This is a genomic window from Microbacterium phoenicis (genome assembly GCF_047302325.1).
Taxonomy (GTDB): Bacteria; Actinomycetota; Actinomycetes; order Actinomycetales; family Microbacteriaceae; genus Microbacterium.
On record NZ_CP154849.1, the window covers coordinates 61,373 to 80,366 of the forward strand.

The window sequence follows — 18,994 nt, forward strand, 5'->3', positions numbered from 1 at the left end:
ACTAGCCGATCGAGACATCGGCGATGGCACGAGACTACACGCGCGATGACCGCGATGTACGGTGTACGCGTGACGACCGCCACCGCCGCAGGGAAGGCGCCTTCCACGGGATGGTCGCGCGGGCGTCGCTGGGGCTACTGGTTCACCGCCCTCGCCTGCATCGTCGTGGCGAGTCTGGCCGGTCTCACACTCCAGTCGCCGGGTCTGCCCATCGCCTGGTGGTGGCCCGCCGCGGGCGCCGCCGCCTGCTTCGCCCTGCGGGTGCCGCGGCAAGACCGCACATGGTTGCTGCTGACCATCCCCCTCGCCACCATCACGACGAACATCCTCGTCGGCCGCCCCTGGTATCTCGGGCTGCTCTACGGGCTGTGCAACACCCTCGAGATCGTCGTCTTCCTCGCAGCCCTCGGTCGCGGGCGGAATTCGTTCCGCCTCGACACACTCGGCAACGCCGTCCGCTTCGTCAGTGCGGCCCTGCTGGGTGCGCTCGTACTGGGGCTCACGATCGCCGGCACGGGGGCGCTGCTCGCCGGCGCCTCTTTCGCCTCGGTGGCGATCGTCGCCTTCGCGTCGCACAGTTCGGCGGTGATGCTGATCGGGGCCCTCGCCGTCCTCCCGGCCCGGGAGCGGCACCGGGCGAATCCGATCGAAGTCGCCGTACACACCGCGATCGCTGCGGCCACCCTGTTCCTCACCTTCGGCCCGGGCGGCGCCACGGAGGTGAGCTTTCTGGTGTTCGCGATCCTCGCGGCAGCGTGCCTTCGCTTCCCGATCCGATTCGCGATCGTCCAGTCCCTGCTCATCTGCGTCGCCGCTCTGCTCCTGACCCTCACCGCCGGCGGCTCCTTCGGCTTCGATCTGGCGGCGTCGCGCACCTCACCCGTGACCCTTGTCGTCTTCATGAGCACCGTGGGCGTGTTCAGCCTGCTCGTCTCTGCGGCGCGGTACGAAGGACGCGTCAACGCCGCGATCGCCCTCACCGCGGCAGAGGACATCGCCCGAGCCGAACGCGCTCGCGTCGCCGCCCTCGCCGAACAGCTCGAGCTGCAGCGCCAGCGCGAGGACTTCGCGGTCGCGACGAGCCACGAGCTGCGGACGCCGCTCACGAACATGCTCGGTTACACCGATCTGCTGCTCGACACCCGGCTCGACGATGAGCAGCGCTCCTGGCTCGGCGCCGCGCGTCGCGGTGCGGAGCGGCTGCGAGGCCTCATCGACACGATGATCGATGCCCGAGAGTCCCAGAGCCACGACGCGATCGCCGTCGACTCCCTCATCTCGCGCGTGCAGACGACGTTTGTCGCGGAGGCCTCGACCCGACGCGCCTCGATCGTCGCGAAGCCGTGCGGTCTCGTCGTGCGGGCGAGCGACGGCGACGCCGAGCGTGCCCTCTCGAACCTCGTGTCGAACGCCGTCACGTTCGCCGAGAACGGCACCGTCACGCTCGAGGCCGCCCGTGTCGACGACGACGTGCTCATCTCGGTGACCGACGACGGCCCCGGAATGTCGCCGACCACTCTGCGCCACGCCTTCGATCGGTTCTACCGCGGCCCCGAAGCCGAGGGCCGCGGATCGTCGGGGGTCGGTCTCGGCCTCGGCAGCGCGCGCGATCTCGCGCGCCGCAACGGCGGCGACGTCACCGTGACCTCCGAGGCGGGGCGCGGTGTATCAGCCGTGCTCCGCCTTCCCGCTCTTACCGACGGCGACGCATGAGGTCATCGTCGTCACATCTCCGTCACACCGCACTGCTAGCGTTCGCTCAGGTAGTGGGTGTTCCGGGGGGAGTGGCGGAAGCATGGCAGACACCATGACGACGGATTCGGAAGAGAGCGGCGCCACCGTCGTACGCGTCCGCCGCACCGAACCGGTACGGAACTGGCGCCGTACCTACGCCCGCCGTCTGTGGCTCAGCGATCTGCTCGTCCTCATCTGGGTCGTCTACGGCACGCAGATCGCCTGGTTCGGTCTCGGCGCCGCGGATCTCGCGATACAGACGGGGCGCGTCGCCGGCGAGGTCTCGTACTGGGGGTTCTCGGCCGCCCTCATCCTCGTGTGGATGCTGACCCTCAGCCTCGCCGACACCCGCGATCACCGCGTCATCGGCGCGGGGAGCGCGGAGTATGCGCGTCTCACGCGATCCAGCGTGACCCTGTTCGGCATCATCGCGATCGTCGCCTTCCTCACCCAGATCGAGGTGGCGCGCGGCTTCCTCCTGCTCAGCCTCCCTCTCGGCATCCTCGTCCTGCTGTTCGAACGGTGGCTGTGGCGCCAATGGCTCATCGCCCAGCGACGGTCGGGCGCCTACTCGGCTCGCGTCCTGCTGGTCGGGTCCCGTCGCTCCGTGGTCGACATCGCTCACGAGCTCCTGCGCACCCCCAGCGCCGGCTACCACGTCGTCGGCGCCTGCGTGCCCGGCGGCGCGACCGCCGACGCGATCGAGGGCACCGACATCCCGATCATGGGCTCCCTCTCGGCGCTGTCTGCTGCGCTCGAGGAGTCTGCTGCCGACACCGTGGTCGTCACCAGCACCGACGAACTACCCGCCGACAAGGTGAAACAGATCTCCTGGGGCCTCGAAGCCGGACGCCAGCACCTCGTGCTCGCCCCCGGCATCGCCGACATCGCCGGCCCCCGCATCAGCAGCCGTCCCGTCGCGGGCCTCCCCCTCCTCCACGTCGAAACACCGCGCTTCAGCGGCGGCCAGCGCGTCACCAAACGCGTCATGGACGTGGCCGCGGCATCCCTCGGCGTCGCTCTGATCAGCCCGATTCTCGCTTTCCTCGCCATCTCGATCCGGCTCTCGAGCCCGGGCCCGGTTCTGTTCCGACAGAAGCGGATCGGCCACGGCGGGCGCGAGTTCACGATGCTGAAGTTCCGCTCCATGGTGACCGACGCCGAAGACCGCCTCGCCGCGCTGATGGAACAAGACCGCGACGCCGGCAACTCCGTCCTCTTCAAGATGAAAAAGGACCCGCGAGTGACGCCCATCGGCCGCATCATGCGCCGACTCAGCCTCGACGAGCTGCCCCAACTGTTCAACGTCATCGGCGGGTCGATGTCCCTCGTCGGTCCACGCCCTCCGCTCCCCCGCGAGGTGGAGCTTTACGCGGACCACGTTCACCGACGGTTCCTCGTCAAGCCCGGTATCACGGGGCTCTGGCAGGTCAGCGGCCGGTCGTCGCTGTCGTGGGAGGAGTCGGTGCGCCTCGACCTGTCGTACGTCGAGAACTGGACGCTCGTGGGTGACTTCGTCATCCTCGTGAAGACCGTTCGCGCCGCTCTCGCGCCGGGAGAGACCGCGTTCTGACGACCCGCATCGATCCGTGCCACACTGGCGACGGAGTGAACCTGATGCCGACAACTGAACGCCACGCAGTGGAGAGCCGCTGGGCGGATAGCCAGCTGATCGGCACGCGCGTCCGGTCGGTGTGGCAATGGCAGCTGATCTTCACCTTCAGCGTCGTGGCGATCACCGTCGCCGTCGGTGTGCTCGACGTCGACCTGCTCGCCACCCCAGGCTTCCTCTTCGGCATCCTCGTCATCGTCATCGCGTCGATCGCGACCCTCGTCTTGCCCTGGGCGCGGATCCCCAAGCACGCGGCCTTCGTCCTGCCCCTCGTCGACATCGTCGCGATCGGGTTCCTGACTCTCAGTCAGCCGAGCCTCGGCTTCTTGTGGGTCTTCCCCATCGCCTGGATCGCGACCTACTACGGCACCCCCGAGATCGTGGCGTCGCTGGCCGCCGTCGCGCTCATGAACCTCGCCGACCCCGAGCATTGGGACTTCTCGCCCGACGTGATCGTCGAGCTGCTGATCATCCTGCTGGCGCTCGCCTTCCTCGCCATCACGATCTCGGTGGGCGCGCAGCGGATGCGCGCATTCCGCTACCTCGCTCGCAACCAGGCGCGACGACTCGCGGCCACCGTCGAACGCGTCCAGTCGGCGGAGCAACGGGTCAACACGGTCTTCGACTCGATCGGCGTCGCCCTCGCCCGGGTGGCGCGCGGCGGTGAGATCGTCTCGGCGAACGCCGCCTACCGCGAGCTCTACTCGCTCGACGCGCAGGACCTCCGCTTCCCCGTCGGAGGCGCGGTCGAGTACTCCGGCTTCCGCGGCCGCGCCCTCGCACCGGCCGAGACCGCTCTCGCACGCGCAGGCCGCGGCGAGACAGCCGAGAACGAGCGTCTGTGGCTCTTCGACCGCCGCGGAACGTGGCGCGCCCTCGGGCTCTCGATCCGCCCGGCCGGTGCGAACTCGATCGGCGAGGACACCTTCGTTGTCGAACTCGAAGACCTGACCGCCGTCGCAGAGGCGCAGCACGAACGCCCGCACGTGTCCCGCGTGGTAGCCCACGAGCTGCGGAACCCCCTGACCGCGATCCTGGGCCACGCCGACCTGCTCCTCGAAGGCGCGCCCCTCACGCCGGCGCAGCGAGACCACGTCGACGTCATCGAATCCGCGAGCGAGCGCATGCTCACCCTCATCCAGGGGATCCTCGCTCCGGCGACGGATGCCGACGACCACCGCGCGAGCTTCGACGCCGCCGCCCTCGTCACCTCGGCCATCGACGCGTTCACACCCGCGGCAGCCGCGTCGGAGTTGGCGATCGACGCCGTGGTCGCCGGACCGCTCGTCGTCGAGGGCGATGAGTTCCGCCTGCGACAGGTGGTCGACAACATCCTGAGCAACGCGATCAAGTACAGCGACCGCGGGACCCTTCGCGTCGCCGCGGCGGTCGACGACGACGGCTGGGTCGCCGTGACCATCGCCGACGAGGGGATCGGCATGTCCGCCGACGACGTCGAGCGCGTCTTCACCCCCTACTTCCGTGCGCAGACCGCACAGGAGGGCGGCGTGCCCGGCACCGGCCTCGGCATGGGGATCGCGCGCGACATCGTCGAGAGCCACGGGGGTAGCATCACGGTGGAGAGCGCTCTCGGACGCGGGACGACCGTCACGGTTCGTCTGCCCGCCGCAGGCCGCAGCGAGGGGGCGTACTGATGGAGCACATCGACGTGACGATCGTGCTCGTCGCGGTCGCGACAACCTGCACGATCATCATGATCGGGCTCGGCTTCCTGCCGCATCCCGGACGCGCGGCATCCATCTGGTCCTCCGGCTTCGCCCTCGCGATGCTGAGCTGCTATCTGCTCGTCGCGGCCGATCAGATCGGTTCGCATCACCTGCGCGGAGCCGCCCACGGCCCGATCCTGTGCGCCGTCGCCTTCGTCTGGATCGGCCTCCGAGCGCGTCGCGGGCGAGAACCGATCATGCTGATCCCGACCATCGTCGTGTTCAGCGCGGCCACCGTGGTCCTCGGCCTGACCGCCGAGACCCTCGCGTACGGCACCGTATTCCGGGTGTCGTTCGTCCTCGCCGCCGCCACCGCCGGTCTCGCCGCGTGGGAGTTGTTGCGCCTGCGCAAAGCCGAACGCGAGATGTCGCTGCCGCTCATCGTCGTCGCATGCGGGTTCGTCGGCCTGGCCGTCCTCGTCGCCATCGATGGGCTCATTCGCCTGGCAGACGGCACGATCGGCGAGACCGAGGTGGACCTGCAGGATCTGTACGACCTCAACGAGGTCGTGGCGCTGCTGTATCTCATCTGCGCCCTCGTGACACTGCTGTACCTCGCACGGCGCGGGGCGCAGACGAACGAGCAGCAGCAGTCCGTCGAGTTCTTCGGCGTGGCCCGCGATCGCCTGGCGCGGGCCCAGGCGATCGGTGACCGCTGGTGGTCGCTGATCGACGTGCGCCTCGACGACGCCGGCGAGCTGCTCGACGCCTCGAGCGGACGAGCCTTCCAGCGCATCACGGCCCGCTTCGCCGATGACATCCGCACCGTCATGCCGCCCGAGGCCGACATCCACGCCGTGTCGCCGACGCAGGTCCTCGTCCTGCTGCCCCGGCCCGACACCGCCGTGCGCGGACTTCTGTCGCGACTGCTCGACCGCGTCGGCACGCTGACCGATCAGCCCGCCGTCCCGATCCGCCTGTCGGCGAGCATCGGCGTCGCTGCTGCCCCCTTGGCCGACTACGACCTGGATCGCCTCACGGCGGCCGCAGGCGAGGCTGCCGAGCACGCTCAGATCTCGGGCGGCGACCGGTGGGAGCGAGCGGTCTTCGCTCCCTGACACGTCGTCGACGCGGCACCACCGTAGGATCGTGCCGATGCCCGAGACATTCCTGCCTCCCGCCGCCCGCACCGTCGGCCGCGTCGTCGTGTGGGCGCTCGGGCTCGCCCTGCTCTTCGTGCTCTTCGTCGTCGGGTGGATCGGCGTGCGGGGCTACCTCGCCTACGACCACCTCGCCTCGGCGCAGCGCCAGGCCCCCGCGATCGCTGGGAACATCGGCGACCTCTCCGCGGCGACCGCGGCGCTCGACCGCGTGGGTCGAGACACCTCGGCCGCCCGCGAGCTGACCTCCGACGCGCTCTGGCGAGGCGCCGAGGGCATGCCGTGGGTCGGTCCGCAACTGGCGGCTGTCGCGGATGCCGCCGCCGCGGTCGACGACGTCGTCACCGGCACGGCGAAGCCCATCGCCGCGGTCGCCGACGGCTTCGGCGTCGAGGCGTTCGTGCCCGTCGACGGGCGCATCGACACCTCGGTCTTCACGGCGCTCACCGGCCCCGCCGAGGAGGGGGCCCGAGCCGCGGCATCCGCTCGGGACGACGTCGAGGCGATCGACCGTGCGCCCCTCGTGGCGCCCCTCGCCGACGCCATCGGTTCGCTGGACGGGTTGCTGACGGAGGTCGCATCGGGAACCGACGCCTTGTCGCGTGCGAGCCGGCTGCTCCCGTCGATGCTCGGCGCCGACGGCGCCCGAGACCACATGCTGCTCGTGCAGAACAACGCCGAATGGCGGACGCTGGGAGGCATCGTCGGCGCGTCGACGTTCCTCCGCACCGACGAGGGAGCGATCGAGCTCGACGGCCAGCTGTCGTCGACGGACTTCGACCGGTACGACGACGCAGTGCTCGACCTCGGTGAGTACGCCTCGCTCTACGGCGCGAAGCCGGGCCGCTACATCCAGAACGTCACGCAGGTTCCGGACTTCTCGCTGACCGCCCGGTTGGCGCAGGAGCTCGCGAAACGTGAGGGACGCGACGTCAGCAGCGTCATGTCGATCGACCCGGTCGCCCTGTCGTACCTGCTGCAGGCCACCGGGCCGGTCCGTCTCCCCACCGGCGACGAGCTGACGAGCGAGAACGCCGTCCAGCTCCTGCTCAACGACGTCTACCTGCGCTACGAGAACCCACGGCAGCAGGATGCGTTCTTCGCCTCGGCGGCGGGGGCGGTCTTCACCGCGATGACGAGCGGACAGGTCGACCCGGGCGCGCTCGTCAGCGCACTCGGCCGCGCCGGTGCGGAGCACCGTCTCTACGTCTGGAGTGCGGACGAGGACGACGAGAAGATCCTCGCCGACACGACCCTGGCCGGCGCCCCGCCCGCGAGCGACGCCGACACCGCGCGATTCGGCGTGTACTTCAACGACGGCACGGGCTCGAAGATGGACTACTACATGACGCCCGCCGTCCAGCTCGGCTGGTCGGGGTGCGGTCCCCGGGCCACGCCCCGCACGCTGTCGCTAGAGGTCAGCCTCACGAACAACGCACCCGCCGACGCCGCCTCGCTGCCCGAGTACATCACCGGGGGCGGCGTGTACGGGGTACCGGCCGGAACCGCCCGCACGGTCGGCGAGATCTATCTTCCGAAGGGGTTCACGATCAGCGCGGCCACGCCCCCGGGCGACCGCGCCTTTGGCGGCGCCATCGTCGACGGACGCCAGGTGCTGTCGTACTCGGCCGACCTGAAGCCCGGCGAGACCGCCACCGTGTCCGTCGACCTCACCGCCGACACCGACATCCGTGACGCCGAAGCCTGGGTCACCCCCACCGCGGATGCCTCGCTGTCACCGGTCGTGCGGGCGTCCTGCGCGCCCGCGGGCACCGGCCTCTCGCTCGAGTGACACGTCGCCCAATCGTCATCTGCGAGAAACCCCAGATCGGAAGCCCTCGATTACACTCAGGTAAGTACCTCGCCTGAAAGCAGCACCCATGCGCCGCTCCCCCCGCGCCCTCGTCACGATTCTTCTTCTCACCGCCCTCACGTTCGGCGCGCCCGCGGTCGCGAGCGCATCCACGATCTACCCGCCGGTCGACGCCTGTTCGTCGGATGCCGCGGGTGCCGGCCCGGGCGACACCATCAGCTTCTCGTGCGACTCGCGCACCTTCGCGCCCAACGAGACCGTCACGGTCACCGTCACGGGTGAGAACGGCGCCGGCGCGCGCTTCGCCATGATCCGCACGGCGATCTCGACGGCGAGCGCCGTCTTCGAGTCCGACGCATCGGGCGCACTGCCCGCGATCCGCATCGTCCTCCCGCCGGACGCCCGCGGCGTCTACAACATCGCCGCCATCTCGGCGACCTCGACCGGCGGCACCTCCAGCGCCGTCATCGACGCCTCGCAGAGCAGCGACCCGCTCGTGCGGGCCGGGTTCGACGGCAACCAGCTCATGGGCCTGTGGATCGGAGCCGGCGCGCTCCTCGCCGCCGGTGCCGTCATCGTGATCGCCTCGGCGGTGCGCCGCCGCCGCGACCGCACCGACGACTGACGCAGCCCGCCGGGCTCAGGCGACGCTCGACGTCTTCCGCTGGATCGGCTTCGCCGTCACCAGGATCGGAAGGTGGTCGCTCGCACCCTTCGGGAGCGTCTTGACCTGGACGATCTCGAACCCGCTCGACGTGGCGAAGTCGTAGTACCCCTTGAAGAACTTGTACCGCGTGTACGTGCGCGCGTCGCTGAGGCTCAGCTCGTAGCCGCTCTCGCGGATCACCTGGCTGAGGTTCTCTTTGAAGACGGGGTAGTTGAAGTCGCCGACCATGAGGATCGGCGCCCCCTTGCCGAGCGTCGACAGCTCGCGCAGCGCGGCGCGGATCTGGTGTCGCCGGAGCGAGTTCAGGGCCGTCAGCGGAGCAGCGTGGAACGACGAGACGATGAAGTCCATGCCCGAGTCGATGTCGCGGAGGCTGAGCCCCAGCATCCGTTCATCCGCCGGCTTCAACACGATGTCGTGCAGCGACTTCTTGAGCGAGAAGGTCTTGCTCGCGCCAGCGCGGAAGCCGTTCTCGCGGTAGTAGATGGCGAGACCCAGCCGGTTCGAGCGCGTTGCGTCGGCCAGCACGAGGCCGCCGATGCGCTCGGGCATGTCGGTCGTGTCGACCTCTTGCAGGCACAGCACGTCGACGTCGTAGCGGCCCACCAGCTCGGTGAGTTCGCCCGCTGCGGCGTGCTTGCGCAGGTTGTACGAGACGACGGTGATCATCGAGCATCAAGCCTATGGCTAGAGTTCAAGAGTGGCTCCCAGGAAGCTGCGGATGCCCTCGGTCCGCGTACTCGTCCCCGTGGCGATCATCGTGGCGCTCGCCCTCGTCCTCGTGCTCGTCGGCGTCATCGGCAGCGCCGTGACCCGCGGGTTCCACGCGCTCACCGCGCAGCCCCCGCATGTCGGGACGACGATCATCGCACCGAACCAGGCGAAGGTGGCCGCGGCATCCCGCGACCTGTCCGGTGATGAGAAGGATGCCGCCGCCTACCTCGCCGCCCAACCCACCGCGTACTGGCTCACCCCCGAGCAGGACCCCATCGGCACGGCCGGCGGCACGGTGCTCGACCTCATCTCGCAGGCGCGTGATCAGGGGCGGTCCGCCGCCTTCGTCGTCTACGGCCTGCCCGGGCGCGATTGCGGCAACCACTCCGCGGGCGGATTGTCGGAGCAGGACTACCCGGTCTGGGTCGGCGAGATCGGCAAGGCGCTCGACACCGCCCCCGAGGTGCAGAAGATCGTCATCCTCGAGCCCGACAGCATCGCGCTGTCGGAGGAGTGCGGCAACATCGGCGAGCGCGCCCGCCAGTTGAGCACGGCGGTCGACGGACTGACGACCGCGAACACCTGGATCTACATCGACGGCGGGCACAGCAACTGGCTGCCCGCCGAGAAGATGGCGGACTTCATTCGGCAGACCGGCGTCATCGACCGCGTCCGCGGGTTCGCGACGAACGTCTCGAACTATCAGGCATCCGCCGACGAGTTCGCCTACGCCGCCGCACTGTCACAGCTGCTCGGCGGCGCCCACGCGATCGTCGACACGTCGCGCAACGGGACCGCGTCGTCGGGCGGCGAGTGGTGCAACCCTCCCGGCCAGACGGTCGGCGAGCCCGGCGGCACGTTCCACGACGATGTCGTCGACACGAACCTCTGGATCAAACCGCCCGGAGAGAGCGACGGCACGTGCAGCGGCGGGCCCGCAGCGGGCGTGTACTGGCCGCAGGCCGGCGTCGAACTGACGCAGGGCGTGCGCTGAGGCGTGTGTAGCATGAGGACCGACTTTCATACTGGATCGGGGGGCAATCGGCGATGAGTGATTCGATGTCGATGCATAAGACAGCGGTCATCGTCGAGGACGATCCGGACATCCGCCACCTCATCGTCGAGGTGCTCGAAGCGGCAGGATTCTCGACGGTCTCCGTCGGCAACGGCATCGACGGCGTGCGCGCCGTCCTCTCGTACCAGCCGCTCATCACGACGCTCGACGTGAACATGCCCGGCATCGACGGCTTCGAAGCGGCCCGCCGCATCCGCGCGCAGAGCGACACCTACATCATCATGATCACCGGTCTCGAGGAGGAGGCGGATGTCGTCCTCGGCCTCGGCGCCGGTGCCGACGAGTACGTCGTCAAGCCCTTCCGCCCGCGCGAGCTCCGCGCCCGCGTCGAGTCGCTCCTGCGGCGTCCGCGGGCGACCGGCACGACCGTCGCAGCCGCTCCCCGACAGGATGCCGCAGGCCCCTCCTTCCCCGGCGCTCGCCCCGCCGCGCAGCCGCAGTACGACCCCGCACCGACCAGCCCCGTGTTCGACGAGCGCGTCATGACGCCCGTGTACCCCGACCCGCAGCAGCAGGGCGGAGCGGTCATCGTGCCGCCGGGACAGTACGGCGGTCCGCAGTTCGGCGGCCCCGGTCAGGCGGCGCCCGGTCAGGGTGGGCCCGGTCAGGGCTCTCCCGGTCAGGGTCTCGTGCCGCAGGGGGTGCCGCCGCAGGGGGTGCCGCCGCAGGGTGCGCACCCGGGGAACGCTGTGGCCCCGGCATCCGCCACCCCGCCCGTCGGCGGGCCGGGATGGACCGTCCACCGCGACCTGGCCGTGCACGCCGAGCATCGTGTCGTCCTCGTCGCCGGGCGCGAGCTGACCCTCACGCGCACCGAGTTCGACCTGCTGTCGACGCTGATGGAATCCAAGCGACGCGTGCGCAGCAAGGCCGACCTCACGCTCGTGCTGCGCGGAGAGTCGTACGTCACCAGCTACTTCGTCGGCGAGGCCGACAAGCGCGCCATCGAGGCGCACATGACCAACCTGCGCCGCAAGCTCGGCGACAACCCCAACAACCCGCGGTACATCGAGACCGTCCGCGGCGTGGGCTACCGGCTCACCTCCGAAGCCGTCGCCAGCGCCTGAGGCTTGCGCCCGGGTTGCGGGGCGGGCGTTGTGCGGCGCGCGGGCGGTGTGCGCCGTGTGCGCGTTCGCGGATGCAATAGATGCCGCGCGACACCCGGCATCCACACCGCCGAACGCGGCGTGTCGCGTCGAAACGATTGCATCGGCGTACACCCGCCCGCGCACCCAAGCCCGGACACACCCGCCCGCGCACGGTCCGCATCCCTCCGCGAATCACCACCCCAGGGCCGAATCACCACCCATCGGCCCGCATTCGGCTGGTGACTCGGCACCCGAGTGGTGACTCGACGCACGGGCAGCCCCCCACGAGACCGGCGCGGCGGGCCGGAACTCAAACAACCCCGCCCTGTCCACGGATGCAATGGATGCCGGGCGACACCCGGCATCCACACCTCAGAACGCGGCGTGTCGCGGCGAAACTATTGCATCCGCAGACGCCCCGCCCCCGGCGCGGATCAGACCTTGTAGCCCTGGTGACGCTGGAAGAGCTTGATCGCCATCGTGAGGGTCTGCAGCACCGTGACGACACCGACGATCGGCCAGCCAACCCACAGGATCGCGGACTGGGTCACGGGGTCGAGCAGGTTCCAGATGACGGCGATCGCAATCGCGACGATGGCGAGGATGATGAAGGGCGTCCAGTGGCCGAAGCTGACGCCACCCTTCTCGGCTCTCGCCTGCAGGGCCCAGTTGTCGACCTTCTTCTTCGAGAGGAATCGGGTCCACGATCGGATGAAGTGACTGATCCGGATCCACATGAAGATCTCGGCCGGGAACAGCAGCACGGCGAAGGCGATGTCGCGTCCGTTGGACTTCTCCATCGCGCGCGCCATGCGGAAGTTCAGGCCCGCGGCCACCAGCGGCGGGATCAGCCACCACGGCGAGAAGACGAACGCGTTGATCGACAGCGATGCGATGAGCAGCGTGATGAAGGCCACCCGGACGAAGAAGTTCGTGAGCATCGAGAACTGCTCGAACCAGCGCAGACGCAGGTTCGGGTGGAAGGGCTGCCCCTTCGTGTCACCGCGCTGACCGGGCCACATGAGCTCGATGGCGCCGTAGGTCCACTTGACCTGCTGGGCGTCATAGCCCTTCAGCGTGGTCATGCCGCCGACGTCCGCCCGCGCGAACGGGCTGATCTTCGTGAGGTAGCCGGCCGACTTGATCTGCAGCGACAGCAGCGAGTCCTCGACCTCGGAGTCCTTGACCCACGGGGAGTTCTGGTGGTTCTCCTTCATGATGTCGCGCAGGGCGGTGGTCGAGAAGATCGAGAACTGCCCGCCGAGAACGGCCATGTTGCGGCCGCGCAGCAGGTTCTGCATGTTGAACGCGGCGAACTGGGTGCGCTGACCGGCGATCAGCCACTTGGCGATGAAGCCCTTGATGGGCCGATCGTCGATCGTGTAGATCGCCGAGATGCCGCCGATGCGCGAGTCGGCGACGGCCTCGTTCTCGAGGTACTCGACCGCGCGACGGTCGGCGGTCGTGTCACCGTCGACGCCCAGCAGGTAGTCGTAGCCCTCGACGAGCGCGTACCCGTAGTTCAGTGCGCCGACCTTCTTGTCGGGGTTCTTGCCGATGTCGTGGACGAACACCTCGGTGAACTGCAGACCGAGCTCGGTCTCGACCTCGTGCGGGCCCGAGAACTCCGACGCGATCTTCACCGTGTCGTCGGACGTGTTGTTGACCACGATGTGGATCACGTCGGGAACGCGGCTCTGCGCGAGCAGGGACTGGATGACGTCGGCGATCGACTCGGCCTCGTTGTAGGCCGGGACGATGCAGCCGATCGTCGAGCGGTGCACCGAGGAGTTCTCAAGCACCGACGCGAAGTCGTCGGCGAACTCGTCGACGGGGACGATCTCGCCGGGACCGGCGCCGAAGCCGCCCTGCGCGGGCGCACCCTGCCACGAGCCTTGCGGCGCGGCATCCTGCCACGTGCCGGCGGGCTCGACCCAGGCACCGGCGGGCTGCTGCCACTGCGGCTGAACGGGCTGCGGCTGCGCGGGCTGCTGAGCGGACTGCTGAGCGACGGGCCACCCCTGCTGCCACTGCGCTGCGTTCGGATCCTGCCACGCCCCAGCCTGAGGCTGTGCGGGCTGCCAACCCTGCGGGCCGGGGATGTACGGACTTGTCACGTCGGTTCCTCGAACTGGATTCACGGTGTGGTGGGACCGCCGGTACCGCCGGTCGACGTCCAACCGTCAGTTCCCGTGGTGCCCTGGGAGTCTCCTCCCGACGTGCCGCCGGTTGTTCCCCCCGTGGACCCGTCGGTCTCTGTAACCCGAGGATAGATCGCAATCGGGACAACGGGGTAGACCGTCTGCTGCGCGAAGGACTTGTCGTCGTTCGCCGTCCCCTCGACCCAGATGTCGAGAGCGAACTGCAACGTGATGCCGTAGGTGTCCTGCGGCAGCTGGTTGATCGTCGTCTCGGGGACGAGCAGACCGCCCTGGAAGCTGTTGATCAGCAGCCCCCGGTTCGAGCGGATCGTGTCGGTCGGCACGAGCGTGCGCGGGTCGGCACTGAACTGGAACGGCGTGCTGACCTGGTTGGAGGTCTGCGCGGTCTGCGAGCTGATCGTCACGTTCGACAGGTAGACGCGTCGCTTCTGCTTGAGGACGGCCTTCTCGTCGACGCGCGTGTCCTTGACGTTGACCGCGAATCCGAAGGTCTTCGGGTTGTCGGCGTACCACTCGCGCGTGCGCTTCGAGTCGACCGCCCACATGTCGAGGATGATCTGCAGACCATCGGCGACCTCGTAGGTCATCTGCACGGAGCCGTCGTAGGTGAACTGCGAGTCGAACGGCATCTCGGCCGTGCCCGCGGCGGGCGTCGCGTTCGGCGCGGGCACCGCCTGAGCGTCGTCCTGTGTGCCGGAGATCCCGTTGAACGCCTCGACGATCTGCGAGCATCCCGACAGCGAGAGTGCGGCCGCGGCTGCCAGGGCGATGACGGCGAGCCGGCGGCGGGCGTGGGGACGGATGGACATGCGCGAACCTCGTTCGGTCTGAAGGGTGGAGGGCACCGGCGGCGGGGTTCGGGTCGCCGCCGCCAGTGCCACGTCTTCACGGTAGGGGCGCGCGCCGCCCAGAAACCGCGACTTCGGGAACCCTCGCGACGGCCTTTACCGGATCTTGAGGTTCTTGAGGTTGCGGAACCGGGCCCGCAGGACCGCTAGTCCGAGCCGGATGCCGGCTGCTGCGCGATCGCCACGGTCACCGTGTCGGTCGCGGTCTGTTTGGCGTACTCGTCGGCTCGGGGCTTGGTCTGCACGAGGAAGTCGTACGTGAACTGGAGCGTCACGTAGGTCGCGTTCTCGGGCACCTGGCCGACGTTGAAGGTCTGCGAGTAGCTGTACGGCTTGAGCACCAGGTAGCCGTTCTTGACGCTCGCCTGGTCGACCTGCGGGTCGAGCGCGGGGAACGTCTCGTCAGCGTTGGCGGGGATCGCCAGCATCGTCGCCTTCTGCAGGTAGACCTTCTGCCCGTCGTTGGGGGTCACGGTCGTCACGAGTGACAAGCTGACCGGCTTGACCGCCGTGGGCGTCCAGCGATCCATCCGCAGCTCGGACCAGTAGTTGACCGCGACGCTCACCGCACCGGCGGTCAGGTCGCGCTGCGTCGACCCGCTCGACAGGTCGTTCTCGACCGGCGGTGCGACGACGGGCGGCGGAGACGACGACACGGCGGGAGCCGAGGCCGACGGGCTCTCGCTCGCCCACGGCGCGGGCCCGCACCCCGACAGGGCGACGGCACTGCTCAGCACGACGGCGGCTGCGGCCAGACGCACGGTTCTCATCCGCATCATGACCCCTCCCCGCGGTGCCGCCAGTCTACAAGGGCGGATGCCGGGTGCCGATCGCCGGGGATGTGTCGGAGTGAGTCGTTGTTTACCTGATCGAAACCCCAATTAGTTGCCCTTACTGAGCAAAACCTGAATACTGGCTATGTCCAACCAACGAGGGGCGGTCGGTTGGATTTTTTGTTGCCGTCCACGCCTCGAACTCACGACGACCGAAAGCAGTCACCATGAAGCACAAGATCAGCAAGGCAACGGCGGCTCTCGCTGTCGCCATCGCGGCGGTCTTCGCGGCGCCGGCCGTCGCGAGCGCCTATACCCCCGACCCCGTCGTCGTCGACTCGCCGAGCGCCCTCGCTCCCGGCGAGGCCGGCACTGTGACGTTCGACGACTTCGCCCCCGGCGAGACCGTCGAGTTCACCCTGACCGGCTTCAACGCCTCGGGCGCCACCCTGGCTCTCGTCGCGTTCTCCGCTCAGGACTCGCAGACCATCACCAAGGATGCCAACGCTGAGGGCGAGGCGGCCGTCACGGTCACCCTTCCCTCCAACGCCCGCGGCACCTACACCCTCGCTGCTGTCGGCCAGGACAGCGGCACGTCGGCATCCACGACCATCGCGGTCGCCGCAGCGGGCCCCGGTGACGACGGATCCGACCCCGGCACTGCACTTCCGAACGCCGGTTTCGACGGCGACGCACTCCTCGGCCTCTGGGTCGGCGGCGGCGTCCTCGTCCTCGCCGGTGCGAGCATCGCGGTTGCGACCTCGGTGCGCCGCGCACGTCGGGCATAAGGCACTCGCGAACCATCGCAAAGAAACTCCCCCGGGCCACGGCCTGGGGGAGTTTCTTCGTGTGGGGTGCGCTGTGCGCTGTCCGCGCTCAGTCGGTCGACGGGTCGAGCTCGCGCCGGGCGCGCGTCTGCTCGGCGCGCGTCGCGAGCTGATCGTCCGCCGGGTAGCCGACCTCGGTCAGCGTCAGGCCGCGCGCCGCGAGCACTTTGATCTCGTTCGTCCGGGTGAGCTCGTCGCGGATCTCGGCGACGCGGCTCACCTCGATCCGCCCCTCCCCCGCCGCGACGCACGCGCCCACGAGCGCGCGCACCATGCTGTGGCAGAACGCATCCGCCTTCACCGACGCGATCAGCGCGCCGGAATCGTCGCGGTGCCAGCCGTACTCGAGCAGGGTCCGGATCGTCGTGGCCTCTTCGCGCGGCTTGCAGTAGGCGGCGAAGTCGTGGAGTCCGCGAAGGCTGCGGGCCGCGGCATCCATCGCTGCGACGTCGAGGGATGCCGGGACCCAGGTCGTCCGCCCGCGCTCCACCGGAGCGTAGCCCGTCACGCGGTCCGCGATCCGGTAGGCGTAGCGACGCCAGACCGCCGAGAACCGCGCATCGAACCCCTCGGGGGCGACGTCGACGCGGTGCACGAACACGTCCGGGTAAGGCCCGAGCACTCCGTTCAGGCGAGCGGCGAGCGCCGCCGGCTCGGGGCGTCGGCCCGACAGGAGGCGACGCTCCTGGCCCTCGGTGAGGTCGAGGTGGGCGACCTGCGCGGATGCGTGCACACCGGCATCCGTCCGTCCTGCGACGACCAGCCGCGGATCCCCGCCGAGGATGCGGGCGATCGCTGCTTCGAGCGTGCCCTGCACGGTCCGGAGGCCCGGCTGCCGCGCCCAGCCTCGGAAGTCGGTGCCGTCGTAGGCGAGGTCGATCCGCAGGCGCACGATGCCAGCCTATCCGCGGCCGTCAGAGCGCCGCGTCGACCTCAGCCCGCGTGGGCGGGTTCGCGCCGGGACGCGAGACGGTGATGCCCGCCGTCACGACCGCGCGGCGGAGCGCCCGCTGCAGGGCATCGGCGTCGCCGGTCAGGAGCTCTGCGTCGTCGATGAGGCTCGTGATGAGGCTCGCCATGAACGCGTCGCCTGCACCGATCGTGTCGGCCACGTCGACGCGCAACGGTGCGACCTCGACGTGTCCCGACGCCCCGAGCGCCAGCGCGCCCTCGCCGCCGCGCGTCATGACGACGATCCGCGGGCCGAGCGCCGCGATGGTCTCCAGCACCTGCGCGGCGGGCACACCGGGGTAGAGCGCCTCGGCATCCTCATCGCTCAGCTTTACGAGCGTCGCCGCAGCGAAGGCGCGCTCGGCGACCGGTCGCGGGTCATCGCCGACGAGGGCCGGACGCACGTTGGGGTCGACCGTGACCACCCGGCCCGCCTCGCGGGCGCGTTCGAGGGTCGCGAGCGCAACCTCTCCCCCTGGCTGCAGGAACAGCGCGATCGAACCGGAGTGGACGACGGATGCCGCCCCTGCCGCAGCCTCGGCCGCCGCAGCGTCGAGTTCCCACACGATGTCGAAGTCGTATTCGGCCGAGCCGTCGGCGCGCAGCCGGGCGCGTGCGGTGGAGGTCGCGGCATCCGTCCACGACGACGCATGGATCTCAGCACCGGACGCCGTCACCTGGTCCGCGATGCGGCGGCCGCGATCGTCCCGACCGAGTCGGGTGAGGAGCGAGGCCGACAACCCCTGCCGGGCGATGCCGACAGCGACGTTCGCCGGGCTCCCGCCGACGTGCTCCGCGCCCGCGCCATCCCGCTCGACGATGTCGATCAGCGCTTCGCCGACGACGAGGACGGTGTCCGTGTGGGTCATGCCCTCACTTTCGCACGACGCACGATGCCGCGCACGTCCGTGTCAGCGGACGACGGCGGTGACCGTCGGGAGGTGCGACAGGAGCTCCTGACTGATCGACCCGAGCAGGAACCGCGCAAGCGCGCCGCGACCATGCGTACCGACGACGACCATACGAGCGTCGCCGGCGATCCCGGCCAGCACGTGCGAGGGGTGACCGCGCTCGACCCGCCGGACGATGCGCAGATCGGGGTAGCGGGCCGACAGCCCGGCGAGGGAGAGCGCCAGGACCTCTTCCGTCGTCGACTGCATGTTCGCGAGGTACAGGTCGGGGTAGACCTCCATCGCGTTCCGGGGCGTGTGCACGGGGGTCCAGACGCTCACAGCGATGAGCGGCTCGCCGAGACGGTCAGCTTCGGATGCCGCGAACTCGATCGCGTGCTCCGACACCTCCGACCCGTCGATGCCGACGACCACGCCCATCCCCTCGCCCAGGTCGCGGTCGGGGATCACGACGACCGGGCACGTCGCCCCCGCGGCGATCCGGATGCCGTGGACCCCGCGCGCAGGACCGGTGCCCGGACCCCGGTAGTCGCTGCCGAGCACGAGGATCGCGGCGTCCTTGGACGCCTCGACGAGCTTCGTCACGGGGTTGCCCGACTCGACCCGCGTCGACACGGGGACACCGGCATCCGACACCCGCTTCGCTTCGCCGTCGAGCAGCTGCTGGGTCGCGGTCTGCGCCGCCCCGAGGACCTCCGCCTCGCCGATCGCGCCGATCGCGCCGCCCACGACCGAGATCAGCTCGATCGCCTGCCGCCGCGTCGTCGCACGGGCGATCGCCCAGTCGACTGCCCGCCGCGACACGCGCGCTCCGGTGACTCCGACGATGATGGTGCCCGCCATGATGCCCGCCCTTCCTGGGACGACGCGCCGACCCGATCGCGGTGACGTCTGCGGCGCTCGTCCGTGTCTCGGTGATGCCAACCTATCCCGCCTGTGAGCGCGTCGGAAGAGACGGACGGCGCTCAGGATGGCTTCGTAGACTGGATGCC

General features: G+C 69.7%; 16 protein-coding genes. 9 read left to right on the forward strand and 7 right to left on the reverse strand.

What is annotated here, in order from left to right:
* The first annotated feature begins 69 nt into the window (after positions 1-69).
* The 6 genes from ABCU91_RS00295 to ABCU91_RS00320 all read left to right on the forward strand — a co-directional run bounded on the left by ABCU91_RS00295 (position 70) and on the right by ABCU91_RS00320 (position 8,611).
* On the forward strand, positions 70-1,713 hold the full coding sequence (locus tag ABCU91_RS00295) for an ATP-binding protein (RefSeq protein WP_406924648.1): 1,644 nt from the start codon (positions 70-72) through the stop codon (positions 1,711-1,713).
* Positions 1,714-1,795: 82 nt separating this feature from the next.
* The gene (locus tag ABCU91_RS00300) at positions 1,796-3,307 is read left to right on the forward strand and encodes a sugar transferase (RefSeq protein ID WP_406924647.1); all 1,512 of its coding nucleotides are present in this window, start codon (positions 1,796-1,798) and stop codon (positions 3,305-3,307) included.
* A gap of 44 nt (positions 3,308-3,351) precedes the next feature.
* Complete coding sequence (locus tag ABCU91_RS00305; protein WP_406924646.1) at positions 3,352-5,001, forward strand: sensor histidine kinase; 1,650 nt, start codon at positions 3,352-3,354, stop codon at positions 4,999-5,001.
* Positions 5,001-6,131 carry a hypothetical protein gene (locus tag ABCU91_RS00310; RefSeq protein WP_406924645.1) on the forward strand — a complete coding sequence of 377 codons (1,131 nt, stop codon included), beginning with the start codon at positions 5,001-5,003 and terminating at the stop codon, positions 6,129-6,131. The genes ABCU91_RS00305 and ABCU91_RS00310 overlap by 1 nt, the downstream gene beginning before the upstream one ends.
* Positions 6,132-6,168: 37 nt before the next feature.
* On the forward strand, positions 6,169-7,965 hold the full coding sequence (locus tag ABCU91_RS00315; protein WP_413354323.1) for a DUF4012 domain-containing protein: 1,797 nt from the start codon (positions 6,169-6,171) through the stop codon (positions 7,963-7,965).
* 88 nt (positions 7,966-8,053) lie between these two features.
* Positions 8,054-8,611: a cell wall protein gene (locus ABCU91_RS00320; RefSeq protein ID WP_413354324.1), complete on the forward strand. Its 558-nt coding sequence runs from the start codon at positions 8,054-8,056 to the stop codon at positions 8,609-8,611.
* A 15-nt stretch (positions 8,612-8,626) separates the two neighbouring features.
* Here the strand turns inward: ABCU91_RS00320 and ABCU91_RS00325 are convergent, their stop codons facing one another.
* Positions 8,627-9,322 carry an endonuclease/exonuclease/phosphatase family protein gene (locus tag ABCU91_RS00325; RefSeq protein ID WP_413354325.1) on the reverse strand — a complete coding sequence of 232 codons (696 nt, stop codon included), beginning with the start codon at positions 9,320-9,322 and terminating at the stop codon, positions 8,627-8,629.
* A gap of 31 nt (positions 9,323-9,353) precedes the next feature.
* Between ABCU91_RS00325 and ABCU91_RS00330 the strand changes: the two genes are divergently transcribed.
* Positions 9,354-10,361 carry a glycoside hydrolase family 6 protein gene (locus ABCU91_RS00330; RefSeq protein WP_413354326.1) on the forward strand — a complete coding sequence of 336 codons (1,008 nt, stop codon included), beginning with the start codon at positions 9,354-9,356 and terminating at the stop codon, positions 10,359-10,361.
* Between the two features lie 53 nt (positions 10,362-10,414).
* Positions 10,415-11,509: a response regulator gene (locus ABCU91_RS00335; protein WP_413354327.1), complete on the forward strand. Its 1,095-nt coding sequence runs from the start codon at positions 10,415-10,417 to the stop codon at positions 11,507-11,509.
* Positions 11,510-11,964: 455 nt separating this feature from the next.
* Here the strand turns inward: ABCU91_RS00335 and ABCU91_RS00340 are convergent, their stop codons facing one another.
* The 3 genes from ABCU91_RS00340 to ABCU91_RS00350 form a co-directional block, all read right to left on the reverse strand.
* Positions 11,965-13,647 (reverse strand): glycosyltransferase family 2 protein, encoded by a 1,683-nt coding sequence (locus ABCU91_RS00340; RefSeq protein ID WP_413354328.1) that lies wholly within the window; start codon positions 13,645-13,647, stop codon positions 11,965-11,967.
* A gap of 20 nt (positions 13,648-13,667) precedes the next feature.
* Positions 13,668-14,501 carry a fructose 1,6-bisphosphatase gene (locus ABCU91_RS00345; protein WP_413354329.1) on the reverse strand — a complete coding sequence of 278 codons (834 nt, stop codon included), beginning with the start codon at positions 14,499-14,501 and terminating at the stop codon, positions 13,668-13,670.
* A gap of 185 nt (positions 14,502-14,686) precedes the next feature.
* On the reverse strand, positions 14,687-15,310 hold the full coding sequence (locus tag ABCU91_RS00350; RefSeq protein WP_240741301.1) for a hypothetical protein: 624 nt from the start codon (positions 15,308-15,310) through the stop codon (positions 14,687-14,689).
* A 230-nt stretch (positions 15,311-15,540) separates the two neighbouring features.
* On the opposite strand from ABCU91_RS00350, the gene ABCU91_RS00355 reads away from it, so the two are divergent.
* A complete protein-coding gene (locus ABCU91_RS00355) occupies positions 15,541-16,101 on the forward strand; it encodes a hypothetical protein (protein ID WP_413354330.1) in 561 nt (186 codons plus the stop codon).
* 88 nt (positions 16,102-16,189) lie between these two features.
* Here ABCU91_RS00355 and truA read toward each other — a convergent pair whose 3' ends face one another.
* From truA to ABCU91_RS00370, 3 genes are read right to left on the reverse strand one after another with little or no spacing between them, the layout of a single operon-like run.
* A complete protein-coding gene (gene truA, locus ABCU91_RS00360) occupies positions 16,190-17,032 on the reverse strand; it encodes a tRNA pseudouridine(38-40) synthase TruA (protein WP_413354331.1) in 843 nt (280 codons plus the stop codon).
* A gap of 22 nt (positions 17,033-17,054) precedes the next feature.
* Entirely contained in the window at positions 17,055-17,960 is a 906-nt protein-coding gene (locus ABCU91_RS00365) for a PfkB family carbohydrate kinase (protein ID WP_413354332.1), read from the reverse strand.
* A 42-nt stretch (positions 17,961-18,002) separates the two neighbouring features.
* Positions 18,003-18,845 (reverse strand): universal stress protein, encoded by an 843-nt coding sequence (locus ABCU91_RS00370; RefSeq protein WP_413354333.1) that lies wholly within the window; start codon positions 18,843-18,845, stop codon positions 18,003-18,005.
* Positions 18,846-18,994: the final 149 nt, after the last annotated feature.